This is a genomic window from Pyrinomonas methylaliphatogenes (assembly GCF_000820845.2).
Taxonomy (GTDB): domain Bacteria; phylum Acidobacteriota; class Blastocatellia; order Pyrinomonadales; family Pyrinomonadaceae; genus Pyrinomonas; species Pyrinomonas methylaliphatogenes.
The window spans coordinates 219341-239060 of record NZ_CBXV010000001.1; the positions used below are offsets into that span (position 1 = coordinate 219341).

The window sequence follows — 19720 nt, forward strand, 5'->3', positions numbered from 1 at the left end:
AATGATTTTCGAGGCCGCCCGAGTTAAATGAGGAAGGAGAGTTTCATCCATCCGCGCGATGAGATCATGCGGACGATGGATCGCATCTATCGTTACCGCATGACGACGACATCCGGCGGCAACATATCTTTGCGCGAGGAGGATGGCGCGATTTGGATCACGCCCGCGGGCGTCGATAAGGGTAACTTGCGGCGCGAGGATATCGTTTGCGTGCGGCCCGACGGCAGCGTCGAAGGGCGCCATCGTCCATCGTCGGAACTCCCTTTTCATCGAAAGATCTACGAGGCGCGTTCGGACCTGCACGCCATCGTGCACGCGCACGCGGTCGCGCTCGTCGCTTTCAGCATCACGCGACAGGTGCCAAATACGCTCCTCTTTCATCAGGCGTGGCGCGTTTGCGGGCAAGTCGCTTTCGTGCCCTACGCGCTGCCGGGAAGCGATGAGTTGGGCGAGCGGATCGCGCGCGCGTTCGCCGCGGGAGCGGATTGTGCTGTGCTCGAAAATCACGGCGTGGTCGTCGGCGGGCGCGATCTTCAGCAAGCTTTCCAGCGCTTTGAGACTCTGGAGTTTGTCGCCAAGACGATCATCAAGGCGCGACTTCTCGGCGAGGTGCGCTATCTGGACCGGTCGGCGGCGGAACTCGGCGAACGGGTCACGCCGTTAGATGAGTTCGAGCGCGAACCGCCGACCAATCGCGAGAAGGAGTTGCGCCGCGAACTGGCTGAGTTCATGCGGCGCGGCTATCAGCAGCGGCTTTTCATCAGCACGGCGGGAAGCTTTTCGGCGCGCGTCGATGAGGATTCTTTCATCATCACGCCTTTCGAAGCGGATCGGCATGCGTTGCGCGCTGAAGATTTCGTCCTCATCCGCGGCGGCAAGTGTGAAGCGGGCAAGCGCCCGAGCCGGGCCAGCCGCAACCATCAGGCGATCTATGCGCGCCATCCCGAAGTGGGAGCGATTCTGAACGCTTCGCCTGTGAACGCGATGGCTTTCGGCGTCACCGATGCGCCGCTCGATTCGCGCACCATTCCGGAAAGTTACCTGTTGCTGCGCGATATCGCGCGCATCCCGTACGGCGTGCAGTTTGTCAGGCCAGATGATTTGGCCGCGCGTGTGAGCGCGCGCTCTCCGGTCGCGTTGCTCGAAAACGATGGTGCGTTAGTGCTCGGAAGAAGCATCCTCGAAGCTTTCGACCGGTTGGAAGTGTTGGAATCGACGGCTGAATCTTTGATCAACGGGCGATTGCTCGGCGCGATCGCGCCGATGTCGGATGAGACGATCGAGGAGTTAAAGCGGCGTTTCGCCCTCGCCTGAAGTTGGACCGGGTTGTTGCGATGAAGCCTTTGCTACAGGTTCGCGCCATCGACAAATCTTATGCCGGCGTGCAGGCGTTGCGCGATGCTCATCTGGAGCTGTTTGCGGGCGAAGTTCATGCGCTCGTCGGCGAAAACGGGGCCGGGAAATCGACGCTCATCAAGATCATCACCGGGGCGGTCGAGCCGGACGGCGGCGAGATCTGGTTGAACGGGCAGCGTGTGGCGGAGATTTCGCCGCGCCGCGCCAAAGAGCTCGGCATCGCCGCCATCTACCAGCAGCCGGCGCTCTTTCCCGAGTTGAGCGTTGCCGAGAACATCGCGCTCGGACTGGAAAGCGGTGGGTTGTTGGCGCGCGTCAATTGGCGCGCGCGGCGGCAGCAGGCCGCTGCGCTTCTCGCGCGAGTCGGGGCGCGCATCTTACCCGACCGCGAGGCTGGGGCGCTCACGATGGCCGAGCAGCAATTGGTTGAAATCGCGCGCGCCATCGGCGCACGCTCACGCATCCTCATCATGGATGAGCCGACCGCTGCGCTTTCTGAAGAAGAGACGCGCCATCTTTTTCGCGTCATCGGCGAACTTCGCGATGCAGGCGTTGCCGTCATCTACATCTCGCATCGATTGGAGGAGCTTTCGGCGATCGCGGATCGCGTCACGGTTTTGCGCGACGGGCGGACCATCGGAACCTATCGGATGGAAGAATTGGACCGCCAACAGTTGATCCGTTTGATGGTCGGGCGCGAGCTTTCGGCGGTCTTCCCGTGGCGCGCGCGCAAGTTGGGCGAGCCGGTCCTCGAGTTATGTGACTTCGGATCATCAACCGCGGGGATCGAGAACATCAATCTCACCGTGCATGCCGGAGAGATCGTCGGGTTGGCGGGGCTTGTCGGCGCTGGAAGGACCGAGCTTGCGCGCGCGATCTTCGGCCTTGTGCCCGCCGATCGCGGCGAACTGCGTTTGCGCGGCGTGCCCGTCAGGATCGGCGATCCGACGCAAGCTATCGCTTGCGGCATCGCCTATCTGCCCGAGGACCGGCAGCGTCACGGCGTCATCCCGGAGATGGCCATCAGCGCCAATATCACGCTCGCTTCGCTCGACGCGCTCGCCAGCCCGTGGGGGATGGATTTTCGACGTGAACGTGCGATCGCCGCCCATTACGTTCAGCGGCTCGGCATCAAGACGCCGTCCATCTATGCGCCGGTCCAGACGCTCTCCGGCGGAAATCAGCAGAAGGTCGCGCTCGGTCGTTGGCTGGCGACCGAGCCGCAGGTCATCATTCTCGACGAGCCGACGCAGGGCGTGGATGTCGGCACGAAAGCGGAGATCCACCGGTTGATGATCGAGTTGGCAGCGCAAGGCGCGGCGATCCTGATGATCTCTTCGGAAATGCCGGAGCTACTCGGGATGAGCGATCGCATCGCCGTGATGCGCGAGGGAACCATCGTCGCACAGCTTGCGCGCGAAGAGGCGACGCAGGAGCGCGTGCTCGCGCTCGCCTTGGGCCAGTAGCGCGCCACGTCGTCGGATGTGAAGTTCGTCCGTTCGCGCGGAGAACGTGCGGTCAGAGCGGGGAAAGCCCATTGCTCGCGTTCGGCGTTTCGGAAAAGGGGCGCGATCCGCGATCGGTTCGCGAAGCTTTCATTCGATGAAGAGCGTGATCTGGAGTCGTTACAAGCGTGAGTTGGCCGCTGCGGTCGCCTATCTCGCGTTGCTGGTCGCGGTCGGCGCGGTCGCGCCGTCGTTTTACAGCGCGGCGAACCTGCGCGATCTTCTCGTCAACAACGCGCCCGTGTTGATCGTCGCCACGGGGATGACGATGGTGATCATCGTCCGCGAGATAGATATTTCGGTCGGCTCGCAGTTCGCCGTTTGCAGCGTAGTTGCCGGGTTGCTCGCCAAGGCGGGCGCACCCATTCCGTTGCTCATCCCGGCGCTCATCGCGGTCGGGGCGGCGATGGGCGCGTTGAACGGATGGCTGATCGGACGCTTACGCATCCCTTCGATCATCGCGACGTTGGCGATGTACGTCGCTTGGCGCGATGCGTTGCGGTGGGCCACACAAGGGGCTTGGGTGCAGGGTTTGCCGGACGATTTTCAATGGTTCGGGTTGGGCCAGTCGCGAGGCCAATGGTTGATCGTCGCGGCGGCGATCGCGCTCCTTGTCTTCTTCGCTTGGGCATTGCGCAACTTGAGGGCGGGGCGCGCCCTCTACGCGGTCGGCTCGCAACGTGAGGCCGCGCGCCTTTTGGGCTTGAACCCTTCGGCGCTCGTCTTCGGCGTCTTCACGTTGATGGGAGCTTTGGTCGGACTGGCCGCATTGCTCAACGCCGTGCGTTTTGCCACCGTGCCGAGCAACGCCGGGACGGGGCTGGAGTTGAAGGCGATCGCCTCAGTGGTGGTCGGCGGCACGGCCATCTCGGGCGGGCGCGGCACGCTCATCGGCACGCTCATCGGCACGGCGCTTTTGGGCACGACGGGGACGGCGCTCACTTTCGCCGGCATCAATCCCTTCTGGGAGAAAGCGATGCAGGGAGCGATCATCCTCGTCGCTTTGATCTCGGAAGTCGCGCTGGGGCGTTTGACGCATGAACCTCGATAAGGTAGTTCCCATGCCGATTAAGACCGAAGGATCATGGCGCGCGCGCCTGTTCCCGAACAACGAGTGGGCGCTTGTACTCGTCATCGCGGTCGAATGCGCCATCTTCGGCGCGACGGGGAGGAACTTTCTCACCGCGGCCAACGGTTTCGAAGTGGCGCGGCTCGGCGTCGAACTCGGATTGATCGCTTTTGCGCTCACGCCGATCATCATCACGGGCGGAATAGATCTATCGGTTGGCTCGATGATGGCGCTCGCTGCCGTCGTCCTCGGCGGGTTGTGGCGGGACGGACATTGGCCTCTGCCTGCGGCTGTTTTGGCGGCGCTCGGCGTTGGGCTCGCGGGCGGCGGCTTGAACGCGCTGCTCATCGCGCGTTTCCGTTTCCCGCCGCTGATCGTCACGCTCGGCACCTTCTCGCTCTTTCGCGGCATCGCCGAAGGTTTGACGCGCGGCATCGAAAACTACAGCGGATTTGATCCGAGGTTCCTCTTCTGGGGGCAGGGTTATGTCGGCGGGCTCATCCCCACGCAACTTTTCGTCTTGGTCAGCGTCTTCCTCTTTTACGCGCACCTAGTGCATCGCACGGCATTCGGGCGTAGCTTGCGCGCCATCGGTTTCTCGGCGGAAGGCGCGCGTTACGCCGGGATCAGGGTCGCGCGACAGCTCGCTTGCTTGTACGTCCTGTCGGGATTCGTTTCAGCGCTCGCAGCCATAATCTACGTCGCGCACTTGGGGCAGGCGAAATCGGATGCGGGCACGGGATACGAACTGATGGCGATCACATCTGTGGTCATCGGCGGAACTTCAATCTTCGGCGGACATGGCACCATCTGGGGGACGGCGCTCGGCCTCTTCGCCATCGTCATCTTGCAGAATGGATTGCGTTTGAGCGGGCAACCCGCCGAACTCGCCGGCGTGCTGACGGGAGCTCTGTTGATCGCGACGATCCTCATCGATCGCGTCGTGCGACGCCCGAAGGCGCCGCAGGTCGCACAAATGAATGCGGAGGAGAACACGGAAGTGAGGAATTCGCAAATCGCCGTTTTAAGCATCGTCATCTTACTTGCGGCGTTGATCGTCGCCGGAAGCAATTGGTTTTTAATCAATTCGCTTCGCCGCGAACTGAGATCGGCAACTGGCGAGCGAGCGACGGCTGGGCCTGCCGCTCATCGCACCGTCATCGCCATGATGCCGAAGGCGAAGGGCGATCCATACTTCATCAGTTGCAAGCAGGGCGCGGATGAGGCGGCGCGCGAGCTCGGCGTCGAACTCCTTTGGGATGGGCCGACCGAACTCGATCCGGCGAAGCAGAATGAGGTGGTCGAGGCGTGGATCACGCGCGGAGTGGATGCCATCGCCGTCAGCGTCGAGAACCGCGTCGGCATCTCGACCGTGTTACGCAAAGCGCGCGAGCGCGGCATCAAGGTGTTAACGTGGGATGCCGACGCCGAACGCGATGCCCGCGACTTCTTCGTCAACCAAGCGACGCCGCAGGGCATCGGTTACACTTTGACCGACGAAGCGGCACGCATCCTCGGCGGTCGAGGCGAGTTCGCCATCATCACCGCGTCTTTGAGCGCCGCCAATCAGAACGAATGGATCAAGTACATCAAGGAACGACTGGCCCAGAAATATCCCGATCTGAAACTGGTGGCGATTCAACCGAGCGAAGGCGATCGCGACCGGGCTTTTGCCGAAACGCAGACCGTGCTCAAAGTCTATCCGAACGTGCGATTGATCATGGCGATCGCCGCGCCTGCCGTTCCCGGCGCTGCCGAAGCGGTCAAACAGGCGGGCCGCCGCGATGTGAAAGTGATCGGCCTGTCGTTGCCGAGCATGTGCCGGACGTACATCCACGAGGGCATCATCGAAAGCATCGTGCTGTGGAACACGCGCGATCTAGGGTATTTGACGGTTTATGCGGCGCAAGCGGCAGCCACGGGGCGGCTCAAACGCGGCGATCGTCAACTAGAGGCCGGACGCTTAGGCAGAGTCGAAGTCGCCGACGATGAAGTGCGTTTGGGCGCGCCGTTCATCTTCAACCGTGAGAACATAGATCGGTTCGATTTTTGAAGCCCATCGCAATTCGACGCGCAAAAGGGCGACGCAAACGCGGGAGCCCCGCCGAACCATTTGGTTCCCTGCTTGCTGAAAAGCAGTCAGGAGTAACTTCAATCGCCAAATGAAAAGAAGGGTCTTGACATCGGGGGGGGGGGGATCTGTTAACTTCTCGTCCGAGGTTTAAATTCCTCATCCAACCACAGGAGGTGAACAATGCTTAAGCTTTTGACCTCACTGCTGCTGGGAATAGTTCTGGCTGCGGCGACTGTTTTCGCTTGTCCCGACATGATCAGGGTGAGCGATGGGCAATCGGTACAGGTATGTACTCTATCAGCCCAATATTACATAAATGGCGTCGAGTTCTGCGAATACACTTGCAGCGCTCCGATCGTTGTTCAGGCACAATGAACTTAAGTGAAGAACGCTGTGGCGACCTCGTTTTACGAGGTCACGCTTGATTAAACGAGGTGCAGACGCAAAAGTGCTCGATAAGCGCGACCAAGTCCTCGGAGAGACGAGGCCGCCTTCGATCAAACGAGGTGTGGGATGTGTGGTCAAGCCTCCCACGCCTCGTATGTTGCGCGATGGTATGGCACGGCAATCTCTATTGATACCGCTCCTCGTTGCATCGGCATCTTTTCTATTCGCGTATGGTCTCTTTAGTCGATATAGACTCGAGGGAAAGCTTGACGCTTCTTCTCTTCTAGGAAAGCGCGTTTCGTCGATTCCTTTAAAAGATCTCCGATCGGGGGAAGATCTTGCCAGTCGATTGGAGAAGGGTGATGCCTTGCTAATCTACTTGTTACCCGGATGCGAGGCTTGCGAAAAGGAATTAGGATTTCTGATCGGTTCTTCAATCTTCAAAAATAGAGAGTTGCAAATCTACGGGGTGATGCTCCAAGACAGAGTTAGCGCCGAGCAATACGTCGAGGCGAACAGATTGAGTTTTCCGATTCTGCTAGATGAGGGTGGTAGACTTCGTCAGCGATCGGATCTAAAATTTTTTTCCGGCGAATCTGAGACTCAAAGATGGGGTTGTTTGCGAAGCCTGGTTCGGGTTTGAGCCCGATGAAGTTAAGCTCAAACGGCATCTTTTTCCATCTCGTTGCGAGTAGTCCGAGGGTGGGTGATGAAACCGAACGCGCGCTTTAAGTTCTTCGCACGATCCGTCGCAATCCTGCTAGTCTTCACCGCGATGTTGACGTTCGGGGAGCAGCGCTCTGCTCAACAGAAGGACGAGTCGAGTTCATACTTGAGAGCGGAACAGGTGCTCGAAGCGGCGCGACAAGCGACGCGGTTGAAAGCTATGGACATCAAGGGTTTGTCGCTTCGCACGCGAACGGAGATCTCTGAGCCTTATCCGGAAGATTTCCTGCGGTCCTATCCGCAGTTTCGAAACCAAAGGAATCAGATGATCACAGATGGCGAGTTGAGCATCAGCTTTCCGGATAAGATCCGGCAGAGGATGGAGATGACGTTCGTTTCGAACCAGCAGGTTCTGGAAAGAGTTCTCAATGGAGACCGCTATGCGCAAAGATCGGAGATCTACGTTGATGGGAAGCCGCTCAACTTCACGGCGAATAATCTGATTCAAAAGAGCGAACAGGAGAAGATCGCTGACTTCAAAAACAGCGCGTTTCTTATGATCTTTCCCATAACGCTTGAATACTCCTGGTATGCGCCGCTGCGATTCAAGTACGTCGGAGTGGCTGAGGCGAAGGAGGGGCGGGCTGATGTGATTGAAACCGCGCTTCCAAATGGATCTACATATCGTCTCTTCTTCGATCAGAAGACTCATCTTCTGTTGCTGATGAGTGAAATGTCGAAAGATGGCCGTGAGGCCGAACGCAGATATTTCTTCTCCGATTACCGGAACGTTGATGGGCTGCTGATCGCTCACAAGGTCACCGTCGAGAAGGGAAAGGAAGTAGTCGGCGAGCGCCAGATCAAGAGCGTGCAGATCAATCCGACGTTTAAGCCGGATCATTACCTTGTAAAGGGAAAGTCGAATTAAGGGCGCATGAGGCGCGCGTTCAGGCGGTTTCTCGGTCCCCTCTTGCTGGCTTTTTGTTTGGCCGCTCAGGCACAAGAACGGCAACAGACAGGGATGCTGCGCATTTTCGTCGTCGATCCAGCCCGAGCGCAGATCGCAGGTGCGACCGTGCGCCTTAAAAACGAGCGCGGCGAGCAGGTGGGTGAAACTAAAACTTCCGCAACACAACCGGCGGTCTTCAACAAGCTCGGGCCTGGGAACTACTTTTTAGAGGTCGAAGCTCCAAATTTCAAAGCTCGTTCGAGCGCGGTAGAAGTTAAACGCGGCGTAAACGATCTCACGATCGAACTCGAGATCGCTGAGCTAAAAGAGAGAGTCGAGGTTCAGCCCGATGCTGTGGAGCGCGCGCTCGATCCGAAAGAGGGGGCCTTGACGAACTTTCTATCTCGCGAGCAGATCGATGCTTTGCCCGACGATCCGCAAGAGTTGGAGCGGGTTTTGCGCGAGATCGCTGGCCAAGACGCAGTCATTCGCGTCGATGGTTTTACAGGCGGCAGGTTGCCGCCGAAGTCACAGATAGCTTCGATTAAAATCATCCGCAGCAATTTCGATGCGGAGTTCCATGAAGCCGGTACCCCGCTCATCGATGTCACAACTCGCGCTGGCGGCGCGAATTGGTACGGATCCTTAGCGGGGCGCTTCAATGATGAGGCATTGAACGCGCGCTATCCATTGGCCGCGCAGCGACGTCCAGCGCAGCTAAAAAACTTCGATGGATTCATCAGCGGTCCGCTCGTCAAGAACAAGACCTCGTTGACGCTCTTTGCCTTCGGCAATGACTCCTTCGATACCGCGGAGATCAACGCTTTCCTCCCGGGAGGCAGGTTCAGTGATGGGGTGCGGCGGACCAATAGATTCCTCTATTACTCCGTTCGGCTGATTCACAATCTGTCGCAAACCCACTCGCTCAATCTCAGTTATAACGGCAACGGCGTCAGGTTGGAGGGGCAAGGCGTCGGTGGATTGAATCTTCCCGAACGCGCTTTCAAGACCAACAGCTCGACTCAACAAATCAGATTCTCTGAATCCGGTCCGTTCGGGCGCTCTCTCTTCAACGAGCTCCGCTCTCAGTTCACCGACGATCTGTCGAAATCGCGCCCGGCCCATCGGTCGCCGGCGGTCAACGTGCTCGGCGCATTCAATGGTGGCGGCGCTGGAGTCGAAAACAATGATCGCCGACAGAATCTCTATCTCGCCGATAATCTGCTATTCGCTCTCGGCAGTCATGCCATGAAGATAGGCTTGCTGTTTGAACGGGAGAGCGTAAGGCGGACGTCTGCTGACGGCATCAACGGAGCTTTCACTTTCTCAAGTCTAGAAGATTTCTTGCGTGGGCGTCCGGCGATCTTCGTCCAGCGGCGCGCCGCGAGTTCTGTCGCTTTCGCGCAGAGTCAGTTGGGCATATTCGTTCAAGATGATGTGCGGTTACACAAGAGCCTATCGCTCGTTTTGGGCTGCGCTATGAGTGGCAGAGCGTTCTGAAGGATCGTGACAACTTCTCGCCGCGCATAAGTCTCTCTTGGGCGCTCGATAAGCGTGGGAAGGTGGTCCTTCGCGGCGGTGCGGGCGTGTTCTATGTGTGGTTGAATTCGCGAGATTACGCGACGATACTGAGCCGCGGGAGCGATCAACCAGGCGAAACGATCATCATAAACCCAAGTTTCCCCGATCCGTTTGCGTCGCTTTCCTCTTCACCCGAAAACCTGCCCAAAAACTTCTGGACCATCGCCCGGGATCTGAAGAATCCATCCATCGGGGTTTCGTCATTTGGCGTCGAGATGCGCCCGAGGCGCAATCTCACGCTGCAGGTGCTCTACCGTTTCGCGCGCGGCGTGCATCAGTTCCGAAGCAGAGATGTTAATGCGCCGATAGGCGGAAGAAGGCCGAATCCGTCTTTCGGCCAGATCATACAGATTGAGTCATCGGCCTTTTTCGCCCGGCACGCACTCGAAGTCAACGTCAGCGGCGGATTCACGCCCAGATTCTCCTATGCCTTGAGCTACACTTTAGCGAAAGAGATCTCCGATGCCGATGGCATCTTCAGCCTCCCTTCGAATAGCTACGATTTGAGGCGTGACCGCTCGGTTTCAAATTTGGACCAGCGGCATCGCTTCTATGCTTTCGGCAGTTGGAAGATAAGAAACGGCCTGACCATCTCGGTTAGTTGCCGTGCCGCCTCTCCGCTGCCCTATACGGTGACGACAGGGAAGGATGATAACGGCGATGCGATATTCAATGATCGTCCGCCCGGAGTCGGGCGCAACAGCTTGCGCGGTAGTTGGCAGCGACAATGCGATGCGAATCTCGGTTGGACGATCTACTGGGGAGAGCGAGATGCGGCTGATTCCGGGACTGGTCCACGAACGCTGATTTTAAGCGGGAGCGAAGCGGCGGCGGGGACCTTCGACGTAAATTCGAAAAAGAGATTCTCGCTGCGCTTTTACGCCGCCGCGACCAATGTCTTCAATCAAACAAACCGTCAAAGCTTCATCGGCGTGTTGACCTCACCTCTTTTCGGTCAGGCGATCGCCGCCGATCAGCCGAGACGAGTTGAGCTCGGGATGAGATTCAGTTTCTGAATCCTTATTACAATCACGCGAGCCATTCGGCGCTTCTCGCTATATCGGAACGATGTTCATGCCTTCGGGGCTGGATGGGCCGCAGGATGCAGCGCCGCTAGTTGGCTGGGGCGTCCACCGGCTTCTTCTTGGCGGGTGACGTTCGCGCGCGGGATTTGGTATAAATCCCGTTTGTCGATTCGCCGCTCCAATCGCTCCGATCGAGAGAGAGAAGCCGATGAGTTTTCATGTGCGCGTTTTGAAGATGGGAGAATGTGAAGTGGCTGGCCCGGAAGTTTACTGGATGAGCCACTGGCATGAGTGGGTGAAACTCTACTTCTGGATGGTCCTGATTCAAGGCGATGGGATCACGGCGATCATCAACACCGGACCGCCGGATGATCTCGGCGAACTCAACGCGCGGTGGAGCGCGACATTTGGCGAGCGCGGCAAACTCGTGCGCGCCGAAGATGAGCGCCCGCTCGCTGCGCTCGGCGCGCTCGGCATCCGGCCCGAGGATGTCGATTACGTTTTGATCACGCCGCTGCAGATCTACGCGACGGCGAACATACAGCTTTTCAAAAACGCGCAAGTGTGCATCTCGAAGCGCGGATGGATCGAAGATTTCCATGCCGAAAAGTTCCCGCTTCACGTCCCACGCCACCTGCGCTTGTCGGATGAGACTTTGCGTTATCTGTTGTTCGAGGGGCGCGAGCGCCTGCGCCTCGTCGAGGACGAAGATGAGATCATCCCCGGCATCAGATGCTTTTGGGCGGGCGTGCACCATCGCTCTTCGATGTGCTATATCATTGAGACCGCGCGCGGTAGGGTTGCCGTTTCGGATTGCGTCTTCAAGTACGATAATCTGGAGCAGATGATCCCGCTCGGCATACAGGAGAGCATGGAAGAGTTCTATCGCACGTGCCGGCGCATCAAGCGCGAGGCGGATATCTTCATCCCGCTCTACGAACCGGAGGTCGCGCGCCGACATCCGCAAGGGATCATCGCGTGAGCTTTCGCGCCACGATCTTTCACCGGTCGCCGCAAAGGCGGCATAGGTCAGAATGAGCGAGCGTTTGAGCGGAAAAGTTGCGATCATCACCGGCGGCGCTTCAGGGATAGGACGCGCGACGGCCATCCTCTTTGCCGAAGAGGGCGCGCGCGTCGTCATCGCCGATGTAAACGAAACGGCGGGCGCGCGCGTCGCCGCCGAGATCGAAGGGCGAGGCGGCAAAGCCCTGTTCGTGCCGACCGATGTCGCACAAGAGGCGGATGCTCGGCGCGCGTGCGAGCGGACTCTGAGCGTCTATGGTCAACTCGATATACTGGTCAATAGCGCGGCGATCTTCAGTTTCAGGGGATTGACGACGTCCGTCGCCGAATGGCAGCGTTCGTTAAGCGTGAACGTCATCGGGACGGCGCTCATGAGCCGTCATGCTGCAGAAGCGATGAAAAATCGCGGCGGCGCGATCGTCAACCTCGGCTCGATTTCGAGCTTCGTCGCTCAACCTTCCTTTATCCCTTACAGCGCGACCAAAGCGGCGATCGTGCAGATGACGCGCAACATGGCGATGGATCTCGCGCCTTTCAACATCCGCGTCAATTGCGTCTGCCCGGGAACGATCCTGACGCCGGCGAGCGACGATTACGTCAAACAGGCCGGCATGAACCTCGAGCAGTATATCGCCGCCGAGAGCGAGAAGACTTTGCTCAAAAGAGTCGGTCAGCCGCGCGAAGTCGCCTGCGCGATCCTTTTCCTCGCCTCGGACGAAGCTTCGTTCATCACCGGGACCTATCTGCTGGTCGACGGCGGTTACACGGCGAAGTGAGAGGGCACGTTCGCCCATCCGCGGGGCGAGTCTGAATATTCGCATATCATCTTATAACCTTGTAATGCTTCGATGATCGTGTGATAATGTGTCCCGCGTTCGTGTCGGGAAGAGTCGAAGACTTCTTGAGCGCGGGAGGATTTCCGGTGGAAGCGAAAGAGCGGATGTTGAAGTTGATCCAACCGATTTCGAAGAAGGATCAGGTTGTGTTGGCGATCAAAGAGGCGATCCTTTCCGGCGCCATCGCTCCGGGCGATCAGATCGTCGAAAGTCGGCTCGCGCAGCAGCTAGGGACGGGGATACCGCTGGTCCGCGAAGCGCTCATCGAGCTCGAGCATCAGGGATTCGTGCAGAAGACACCGTATAAGGGAACGACCGTCACCAAACTCGGGCCGAGCGAGATCCGTCAGATCTTCGAGCTGCGCGTCGAGCTCGAAGCGCTCGCCGTTCAATGGGCGAAAGAGAAGGCGACGGAAGAGGATCTTGCCGAGCTGCAGAGTCTCGTCAAGAAGATGAAGCGCGCCGCGACGGATCTCGAACTCGATCTTTTTTACGAGAACGATCTGGCATTTCATCGCAAGTTGTGGCAGATATCAGGCAACGTCTATCTGGCCGATGCGTTGGAGAGGATCGTCGTTCCGCTCTTCGCTTTCTTCGTGATGAAGACCAAGCGTCGGCGCGAATCTTACGTCGAGAGCGCCAATTCGCACGCGAAGATCGCGGAAGCGATGCGCAGCGCGAGCGCGAGCGAACTGCGTCGTTTGATGAAGCGCTCGCTCGCCAGCTGGCAGGATGAGATGCTCGAACTTCTCTTCAAGGAAGAAGAACCGCAAAAGTCATAGCTCTGCGCCTGAAGGCGAACGCTTCCAGCGCCGGACGATTCGGTGAGATGGGGGAGATGTTCGCCGAAATCGTCGCGTGTGGACCGAGGCCGATCGCTGCGCTTCGGAGCGCGAGACCGTTGACTGGGGCTTTTTGAAAGTCGATATTGGCGCGTCGATGCGCTTTCGTTTCGAAAGGACATGGCCGAAAAGATCTCTCTTCGCACGGCATTCTCTTTGCTCATCTTCGTCTCGCTTCTTTCGACGAATATCCGCGCCGATCTTGGCGACCTCGAGCGCGGGTTTGAGCGCCCGCCCGACGATTGTCGGATCATGATGCGCTGGTGGTGGTTCGGTCCAGCGGTGACGACGCGCGAACTCGAACGCGAGATGCGGTTGATGAAAGATGGGGGCATCGGCGGGTTCGAAGTGCAGCCCGTCTATCCGCTCTTGCCTGACGATCCGGTCAACGGATTTCGCAACCTCCCTTTCCTCTCTGACGAGTTCATCGCCGCGCTGCGCTTCACTTACGAGAAGGCGCGAGAGTTGGGCTTGCGGATGGATCTGACGCTCGGCAGCGGGTGGCCGTTCGGCGGCCCACAGGTTGGGATCAGCGATGCCGCCGGGATGTTGCGCGTCGAACGCGCCAAAGTCCGTGCCGGAGAAAGGCGCGTTCCGTTGCCATACGTCACATCGGGAGAGAGGTTGATCGCCATCTTCGTCGCCCGTACGGATGAGCGCGGCGAACTCATCGCGAGCAGTCTGCGTGAGATCACGGAGACCAGAGATGGGGCGGTTTATCTCGATGGTGAGGATGCGCCGCGCGAATTGCTGTTTTTCATCTCGAGTCGGACCGGGATGCAGGTCAAGCGTCCGGCTGTGGGTGCCGAAGGTTACGTGCTCAACCATCTGGACCGGTCGGCGGTCGAAAGGTATTTGCAGAACGTCGGCGAGCGTTTGCTGAGCGCGTTCCCGTCGGGAGCGCCGTATGCCGTCTTCTGCGATAGCCTAGAAGTTTACAATCAAGACTGGACCGATGATCTGCTCGAAGAGTTTAGGAGGCGACGCGGTTACGACCTGAAGCCGTATCTGCCAGCTTTGGTCGCGGACATCGGTCCGCAGACGGCGGCGATCCGGCACGATTGGGCGAAGACGCTGACCGAACTGCTCAACGAGCGCTTTCTGGCGCCGCTCGAGTCATGGGCGGCGCGGCACGCGACGCGCGTTCGCGCGCAGGTCTACGGTGTTCCCGCCGCGGTGCTTTCGAGCAACGCGCGCATTGATCTGCCGGAAGGCGAAGGTCATCAGTGGCGCTCGTTGAGCGCGACGCGCTGGGCCTCTTCCGCCTCGCACATCTACGGGCGTCAGGTGACCTCATCGGAAACTTGGACGTGGCTGCACTCGCCCGTTTTTCGCGCCACTCCGCTCGACGTCAAGGCCGAAGCCGATCTTCACTTCCTGCAGGGCATCAACCAGTTGATCGGGCACGGCTGGCCCTATACGGCGGAAGGCGTCGAATATCCGGGATGGCGGTTTTACGCCGCCGGAGTCTTCAACGAGAAGAACCCGTGGTGGATCGTCATGCCGGATCTCGCGCTCTACTTGCAACGGCTGAGTTTCATGATGCGACAGGGGCGCCCGGTTAACGACGTCGCCATCTATCTGCCGACCGATGATGCGTGGGCGCGCTCTTCCGCCGGGCGCGTGAACATGATCGAGCACTTGCGCGCCGCGGTTGGCCCAGATGTGGTCGCGCGCGTGCTCGAGGCCGGGTACGGATTCGATTTCTTCGATGATGAAGCTTTGATGCGCGCCGGGCGCATCGAACGCGGCGCTCTCGTCCTCGGCGATAACCGCTACCGCATCGTGATCTTGCCGGGAGTCGAGCGCATCCCGCTAGAGACGTTGCGCCGGTTGGAAGATTTCGCGCGAAGCGGCGGCGTGCTCGTCGCCACACGGCGACGCCCGAGCCTGGCGCCGGGTTTCGCGGCGAGCGAGGAGGAGAGGCGCGCCATCGAGGATGTTTCGCGCCGATTGTTCGAAGGCGAAGGAGCCCCGGCGCGCTTCATCCCCATGGAGGATCAGGGTTTGACCTCCGCGCTTCAGACGCTCGCGCAACCCGACGTGCAGCTTTCGCCGAAGATCTCCGAGATAGGTTTCGTACATCGTCGAACTGACGATGCTGAGATCTATCTCCTCGTCAACACATCGAACGCGAGGCGAATATTCAAAGCGACTTTCCGTGTGCAGAAGGGGCGAGCCGAGCGTTGGGATCCGTTGACTGGGCGCCGCATCGCCATCGAAGCGGAACGAACGCCACAGGGCTTGAGCGTCGCGTTGGATCTTGCGCCCTATGAATCGTGCCTGATCGTCTTCACTGACCGCGCGCTGCCGATTGCGCGAAATGACGAGCTTCAGATCGGCGCGCTCGATTTGAGTTCCGATTGGAATGTCGCGTTCGCTGGCGGCCCATCGATTCAGATGCGCGAACTTCGCTCGTGGACCGAGTTGGAAGCGACGCGCTATTTCTCGGGCACGGCGACGTATGAGAAAGAGTTCGATCTGCCGGCTGAATTCGCGCGCTCGGGCGTGCGCGTCAAGCTGGATTTGGGCGAAGGCCGCGCGCTCGAACCGAAGATTCTGCGCTCGGGGATGCAGGCTTGGTACGAGGGGCCGGTGCGCGAAGCGGCGGTCGTTTACGTCAACGGTCAGCGCGTCGGTTCCGTCTGGGCTCCGCCATACGCGCTCGACGTGACGGGTTTTTTGCGGCCTGGGCGAAACCGGATTCACATCGAGGTCGCCAATCTCGCAGTTAACTACATGGCCGGGCGCAAACTTCCCGATTACCGGCTGCTTAACTTGCGCTACGGCGAACGCTTCCAACCGCAGGATATGGACAAGATCCAAACGGTGCCAGCCGGATTGTTCGGCCCCATACGTCTGATCGCTACGCGAGACCGCGCCGCCGGTCGATAGGGAAGCGCTTTACGGAGACGATCGAGTCAGGCTGAACGATCTTTCAGAGTCGAAGCTATATTTCGAAATGATCGCATCAGGTCGCATCATCAAAAGCGCCCTTCGTTTAATATTCGTCGTCGCTTGCGCGACTGCGGTCAGCTTTGCGGCCTCGCCGCCCAGAAGAAAGTTCAATTTCAATGTGGACTGGAAGATCTGGGTCGGAGACCTGCCTAACGCGGCGGATCCGGACTTCGATGATTCGAAGTGGAGGACCGTCACTTTGCCTTATGCGTGGAACGAGGACGATGCCTTTAGGAAAGATATCAAAGATCTGCCCACGGGGATCGCCTGGTACCGCAAGCATTTCAAGCTGCCGGAGAGATTCCGCGGGAAGAAGATATTTCTGGAGTTCGAAGGCATCAGGCAAGCCGGCGACTTCTACCTCAACGGCCAGCACATCGGACTGAGCGAAAACGGCGCGATGGCCTTCGGTTTCGACATCACGGACTACGTGAAATTTGGCGGTGAGGAGAACGTGCTTGCGGCGCGCATCGATAACGATTGGAACTACAGGGAGCGCGCCACGCGCACGAAGTTTCAGTGGCAAGATCGAAATTTCAACGCCAATTACGGCGGGATCGTCAAGAACGTCTATCTGCATGTGACGGAGAGGCTCTATCAAACTTTGCCGCTCTACTCCTCGCTGGGGACGGTTGGCGTTTACATCTACGCGGACGATTTCGCTATCCCGAAGGGTGAGGCGACGATCCATGCTGAATCACAGATCAAAAATGAAGAGGATGTTACCCGCGAGGTTCAATTCGAAGTCGAGCTATTAGATCTCGACGGGAAATTGGTAGCGCGCTTTGCGGGTGAGCGAATCGCCATCGCGCCGGGGGAGGTGAAGATCGTTCGCGCCGCGAGTCGTATAAGCGGCTTGCGCTTCTGGAGTTGGGGATATGGTTACCTTTACACGGTGCGAACCATTTTGCTGGTGAATGAGCGCCCCGTAGATGTTGTGGAGACAAAAACGGGCTTTCGGAAGACCGAGTTCAAAGATGGGATGCTTTATCTCAACGATCGAGCGATTCACATCCATGGTTACGCGCAACGATCGACCAATGAATGGCCCGCCGTGGGATCGGCTGTGCCGGCTTGGTTGAGCGATTACAGCAACGGTTTGATGGTTGAGGGCAATGCCAATCTCGTCCGTTGGATGCACGTCACCCCTTGGAAACAGGATATCGAAAGCTGCGATCGCGTCGGATTGATGGAGGCGATGCCGGCGGGAGACGCCGAAAGCGATGTCAGCGGCGTGCAGTGGGAGCAACGGAAAGCGTTGATGCGCGATGCCATCATCTACAATCGCAACAATCCGAGCATCATCTTCTATGAATGCGGGAACAAAGGGATCAGCGAAGAGCATATGAGGGAGATGAAGGAGATACGCGATCTGTATGATCCTCACGGAGGGCGAGCCATCGGCGCCCGCGAGATGTTGGATAGCAAAGTCGCCGAATACGGCGGCGAAATGCTCTACGTCAATAAGAGCGCGACTAGGCCATTGTGGGCGATGGAGTATTCACGTGACGAGGGGCTGCGCAAGTATTGGGACGATTTCACTCCGCCATACCACAAAGATGGCGATGGGCCGCCTTACAACGGACAGCCGGCTCAGGCCTATAACCGGAATATGGAATCGCACGCCGTGGAAGACGTCTTGCGATGGTATGACTATTGGGAACAGAGGCCCGGCACCGGCAAGCGCGTCAACGCTGGCGGCGTCAATATCATCTTCTCCGATACTAATACTCACCATCGCGGCTCGGAAAACTATCGGACCAGTGGCGAAGTGGATGCGGTTCGGATCAAGAAGCAGAACTTCTATGCCAACCAGGTGATGTGGGATGGATGGGTCGATGTCGAAAGGCCGCGCATACACATCATCGGACATTGGAACTACCGCCCCGGAGTGGTGAAGGATGTCTATGTCGTCTCGTCCGCCGTGAGGGTCGAGTTGAAGCTGAACGGGCGTTCGTTGGGTTGGGGCGAGCAAAGTCATCGTTTTCTGTTCGCCTTCCATCGCGTGAAGTGGGAGCCGGGGATGTTGGAGGCTATCGGCTACGACGCGAACGGGAGGATCGTCTGCACCGCACAGGTGAAGACCGCGGGACCGCCCGCGGCCATCCGCTTGACCCAAATTGAAAGGCCGACTGCATGGGTCGCCGATGGACATGACCTGGCGCTGATCGAGGTGGAGGTCGTGGATGCGGAAGGTAACAGATGCCCTGCGGCGCTGAACCTGATCCATTTCGACATCGAAGGACCCGCTGAGTGGAGGGGAGGAATAGCTCAGGGGCCGAATAACTACATCCTTTCAAAGGATCTGCCGGTTGAAGGCGGAGTCAATAGAGTCCTGATCCGTTCGAGAAGACAACCGGGCCTTGTCACCGTCAAAGCGACGGCGGATGGTTTGCGCTCGGCAGCGCTTGCGCTGGTTTCGAAACCCTTTCCCGCTCAGGACGGCCTCAGCCAGATACTCCCTTCCGATGGACTCCCATCTCGCTTAGATCGTGGGCCGACGCCGATGAGTCCGTCGTTCAAAATGACGCGCATCCCGGTCAAAATCCTGCGCGCCGTGGCTAGAGCGAATGCGGAGCGAGCGCAGGCCAGTTTTGATGATAACGAACGCACGGCTTGGACGAACGACGGAAAGCTTTCAACCGCATGGATCGAATACGAACTTGCAAAAGAGGCAACCGTAAGCGAGATCGTTCTCAAATTGAATAATTTCCGCACTAAGACCCATCCGCTCGTCGTCACCGTCGATGGACGCGAGGTCTTCAGAGGGATGACGGCCGTTAGTTACGGATACTACACGATCAGATGTAGACCCCATAAAGGTCGGCGAGTCAAGATACAGCTGTCATCCGCGGTCGAACAGAAATACCTTCCTACGACTGAACTGTCGGGCAAAAAACTGAGCGATGGCCTCACCGAAGGAGCCGCCAGTGAGTTGGGTATCATCGAGGCGGAGATCTATGAGGGCGCGTCACCATAGGAGGTGAAGCCAAGTCGGGATGCAAGTGGGCGATGTAGAGGACGACTGGGATTGCGACTTCAGCCCGCGAGAGAGGGAGCGGGCCGTGCGCCATCGGCGCGATTCAAACATCATAATATGATCTTGCGTTCTTAAAAAAAGACGATATAATCGATCCTCTTCCAAAGGCTTAGGCCAGATGTCCGGCATAGCAAATCGGTGAAAGGTTAAACCAAAAACGCCGAACAGTCCGTCAGTTGGAGAGAAGTTGATCTACTAGTTTCCGTATGAGTCGAGATGATTTGTATGTTGGTTGAACCATTTGAGTGTGATCCGATCTATTGGTTTGAGAAAAGATCTTGACAGCCGCGGGCCATTGACGCAAAATGGGCGCCCATCGGGCGAGTCGAAGGGCCATTTTTGTTCAAACGCCTAACATAGACCCGAAGGCGAGATTGCGTTTTGGGCCTCGCGAAAGATTTTAATGCGA

13 protein-coding genes are annotated in these 19720 nt (G+C 58.5%); all 13 read left to right on the top strand.

Features of this window, described 5'->3' with window-relative positions:
• The first annotated feature begins 27 nt into the window (after positions 1-27).
• The 13 genes from PYK22_RS00850 to PYK22_RS00910 all read left to right on the top strand — a co-directional run bounded on the left by PYK22_RS00850 (position 28) and on the right by PYK22_RS00910 (position 19251).
• The gene (locus PYK22_RS00850) at positions 28-1314 is read left to right on the top strand and encodes a class II aldolase/adducin family protein (protein ID WP_041973205.1); all 1287 of its coding nucleotides are present in this window, start codon (positions 28-30) and stop codon (positions 1312-1314) included.
• Between the two features lie 20 nt (positions 1315-1334).
• A complete protein-coding gene (locus PYK22_RS00855; protein WP_041973207.1) occupies positions 1335-2822 on the top strand; it encodes a sugar ABC transporter ATP-binding protein in 1488 nt (495 codons plus the stop codon).
• A 136-nt stretch (positions 2823-2958) separates the two neighbouring features.
• Positions 2959-3912, top strand: a complete 954-nt coding sequence (locus PYK22_RS00860; protein ID WP_041973210.1) for an ABC transporter permease — start codon at positions 2959-2961, stop codon at positions 3910-3912.
• A gap of 10 nt (positions 3913-3922) precedes the next feature.
• A complete protein-coding gene (locus PYK22_RS00865; protein ID WP_041973213.1) occupies positions 3923-5983 on the top strand; it encodes a substrate-binding domain-containing protein in 2061 nt (686 codons plus the stop codon).
• 577 nt (positions 5984-6560) lie between these two features.
• Positions 6561-7034 (top strand): peroxiredoxin family protein, encoded by a 474-nt coding sequence (locus PYK22_RS18270; protein WP_408003157.1) that lies wholly within the window; start codon positions 6561-6563, stop codon positions 7032-7034.
• A 132-nt stretch (positions 7035-7166) separates the two neighbouring features.
• On the top strand, positions 7167-7985 hold the full coding sequence (locus PYK22_RS00875) for a hypothetical protein (RefSeq protein WP_157770592.1): 819 nt from the start codon (positions 7167-7169) through the stop codon (positions 7983-7985).
• Between the two features lie 93 nt (positions 7986-8078).
• Positions 8079-9506, top strand: a complete 1428-nt coding sequence (locus tag PYK22_RS00880; RefSeq protein ID WP_157770593.1) for a TonB-dependent receptor — start codon at positions 8079-8081, stop codon at positions 9504-9506.
• Positions 9503-10603 carry an outer membrane beta-barrel protein gene (locus PYK22_RS00885; protein ID WP_456238926.1) on the top strand — a complete coding sequence of 367 codons (1101 nt, stop codon included), beginning with the start codon at positions 9503-9505 and terminating at the stop codon, positions 10601-10603. Before PYK22_RS00880 ends, PYK22_RS00885 begins: the two co-directional genes overlap by 4 nt.
• Positions 10604-10820: 217 nt before the next feature.
• Entirely contained in the window at positions 10821-11594 is a 774-nt protein-coding gene (locus tag PYK22_RS00890; RefSeq protein ID WP_041973225.1) for an MBL fold metallo-hydrolase, read from the top strand.
• 64 nt (positions 11595-11658) lie between these two features.
• Positions 11659-12411 (top strand): SDR family NAD(P)-dependent oxidoreductase, encoded by a 753-nt coding sequence (locus PYK22_RS00895; RefSeq protein WP_211197570.1) that lies wholly within the window; start codon positions 11659-11661, stop codon positions 12409-12411.
• Between the two features lie 146 nt (positions 12412-12557).
• Entirely contained in the window at positions 12558-13253 is a 696-nt protein-coding gene (locus PYK22_RS00900) for a GntR family transcriptional regulator (protein ID WP_162199762.1), read from the top strand.
• 180 nt (positions 13254-13433) lie between these two features.
• Positions 13434-16208, top strand: coding sequence for a glycosyl hydrolase (locus PYK22_RS00905; protein ID WP_041973235.1), 2775 nt, complete (start codon positions 13434-13436; stop codon positions 16206-16208).
• Between the two features lie 67 nt (positions 16209-16275).
• Positions 16276-19251 carry a sugar-binding domain-containing protein gene (locus tag PYK22_RS00910; protein WP_060635187.1) on the top strand — a complete coding sequence of 992 codons (2976 nt, stop codon included), beginning with the start codon at positions 16276-16278 and terminating at the stop codon, positions 19249-19251.
• Positions 19252-19720 lie beyond the last annotated feature (469 nt).

Bases quoted from the DNA above. Each gene is read 5' to 3' on its own strand.
- PYK22_RS00850 (WP_041973205.1), top strand. From the start codon at position 28: ATGAGGAAGGAGAGTTTCATCCATCCGCGCGATGAGATCATGCGGACG.
- PYK22_RS00855 (WP_041973207.1), top strand. From the start codon at position 1,335: ATGAAGCCTTTGCTACAGGTTCGCGCCATCGACAAATCTTATGCCGGC.
- PYK22_RS00860 (WP_041973210.1), top strand. From the start codon at position 2,959: ATGAAGAGCGTGATCTGGAGTCGTTACAAGCGTGAGTTGGCCGCTGCG.
- PYK22_RS00865 (WP_041973213.1), top strand. From the start codon at position 3,923: ATGCCGATTAAGACCGAAGGATCATGGCGCGCGCGCCTGTTCCCGAAC.
- PYK22_RS18270 (WP_408003157.1), top strand. From the start codon at position 6,561: ATGGCACGGCAATCTCTATTGATACCGCTCCTCGTTGCATCGGCATCT.
- PYK22_RS00875 (WP_157770592.1), top strand. From the start codon at position 7,167: ATGTTGACGTTCGGGGAGCAGCGCTCTGCTCAACAGAAGGACGAGTCG.
- PYK22_RS00880 (WP_157770593.1), top strand. From the start codon at position 8,079: ATGCTGCGCATTTTCGTCGTCGATCCAGCCCGAGCGCAGATCGCAGGT.
- PYK22_RS00890 (WP_041973225.1), top strand. From the start codon at position 10,821: ATGAGTTTTCATGTGCGCGTTTTGAAGATGGGAGAATGTGAAGTGGCT.
- PYK22_RS00905 (WP_041973235.1), top strand. From the start codon at position 13,434: ATGGCCGAAAAGATCTCTCTTCGCACGGCATTCTCTTTGCTCATCTTC.
- PYK22_RS00910 (WP_060635187.1), top strand. From the start codon at position 16,276: ATGATCGCATCAGGTCGCATCATCAAAAGCGCCCTTCGTTTAATATTC.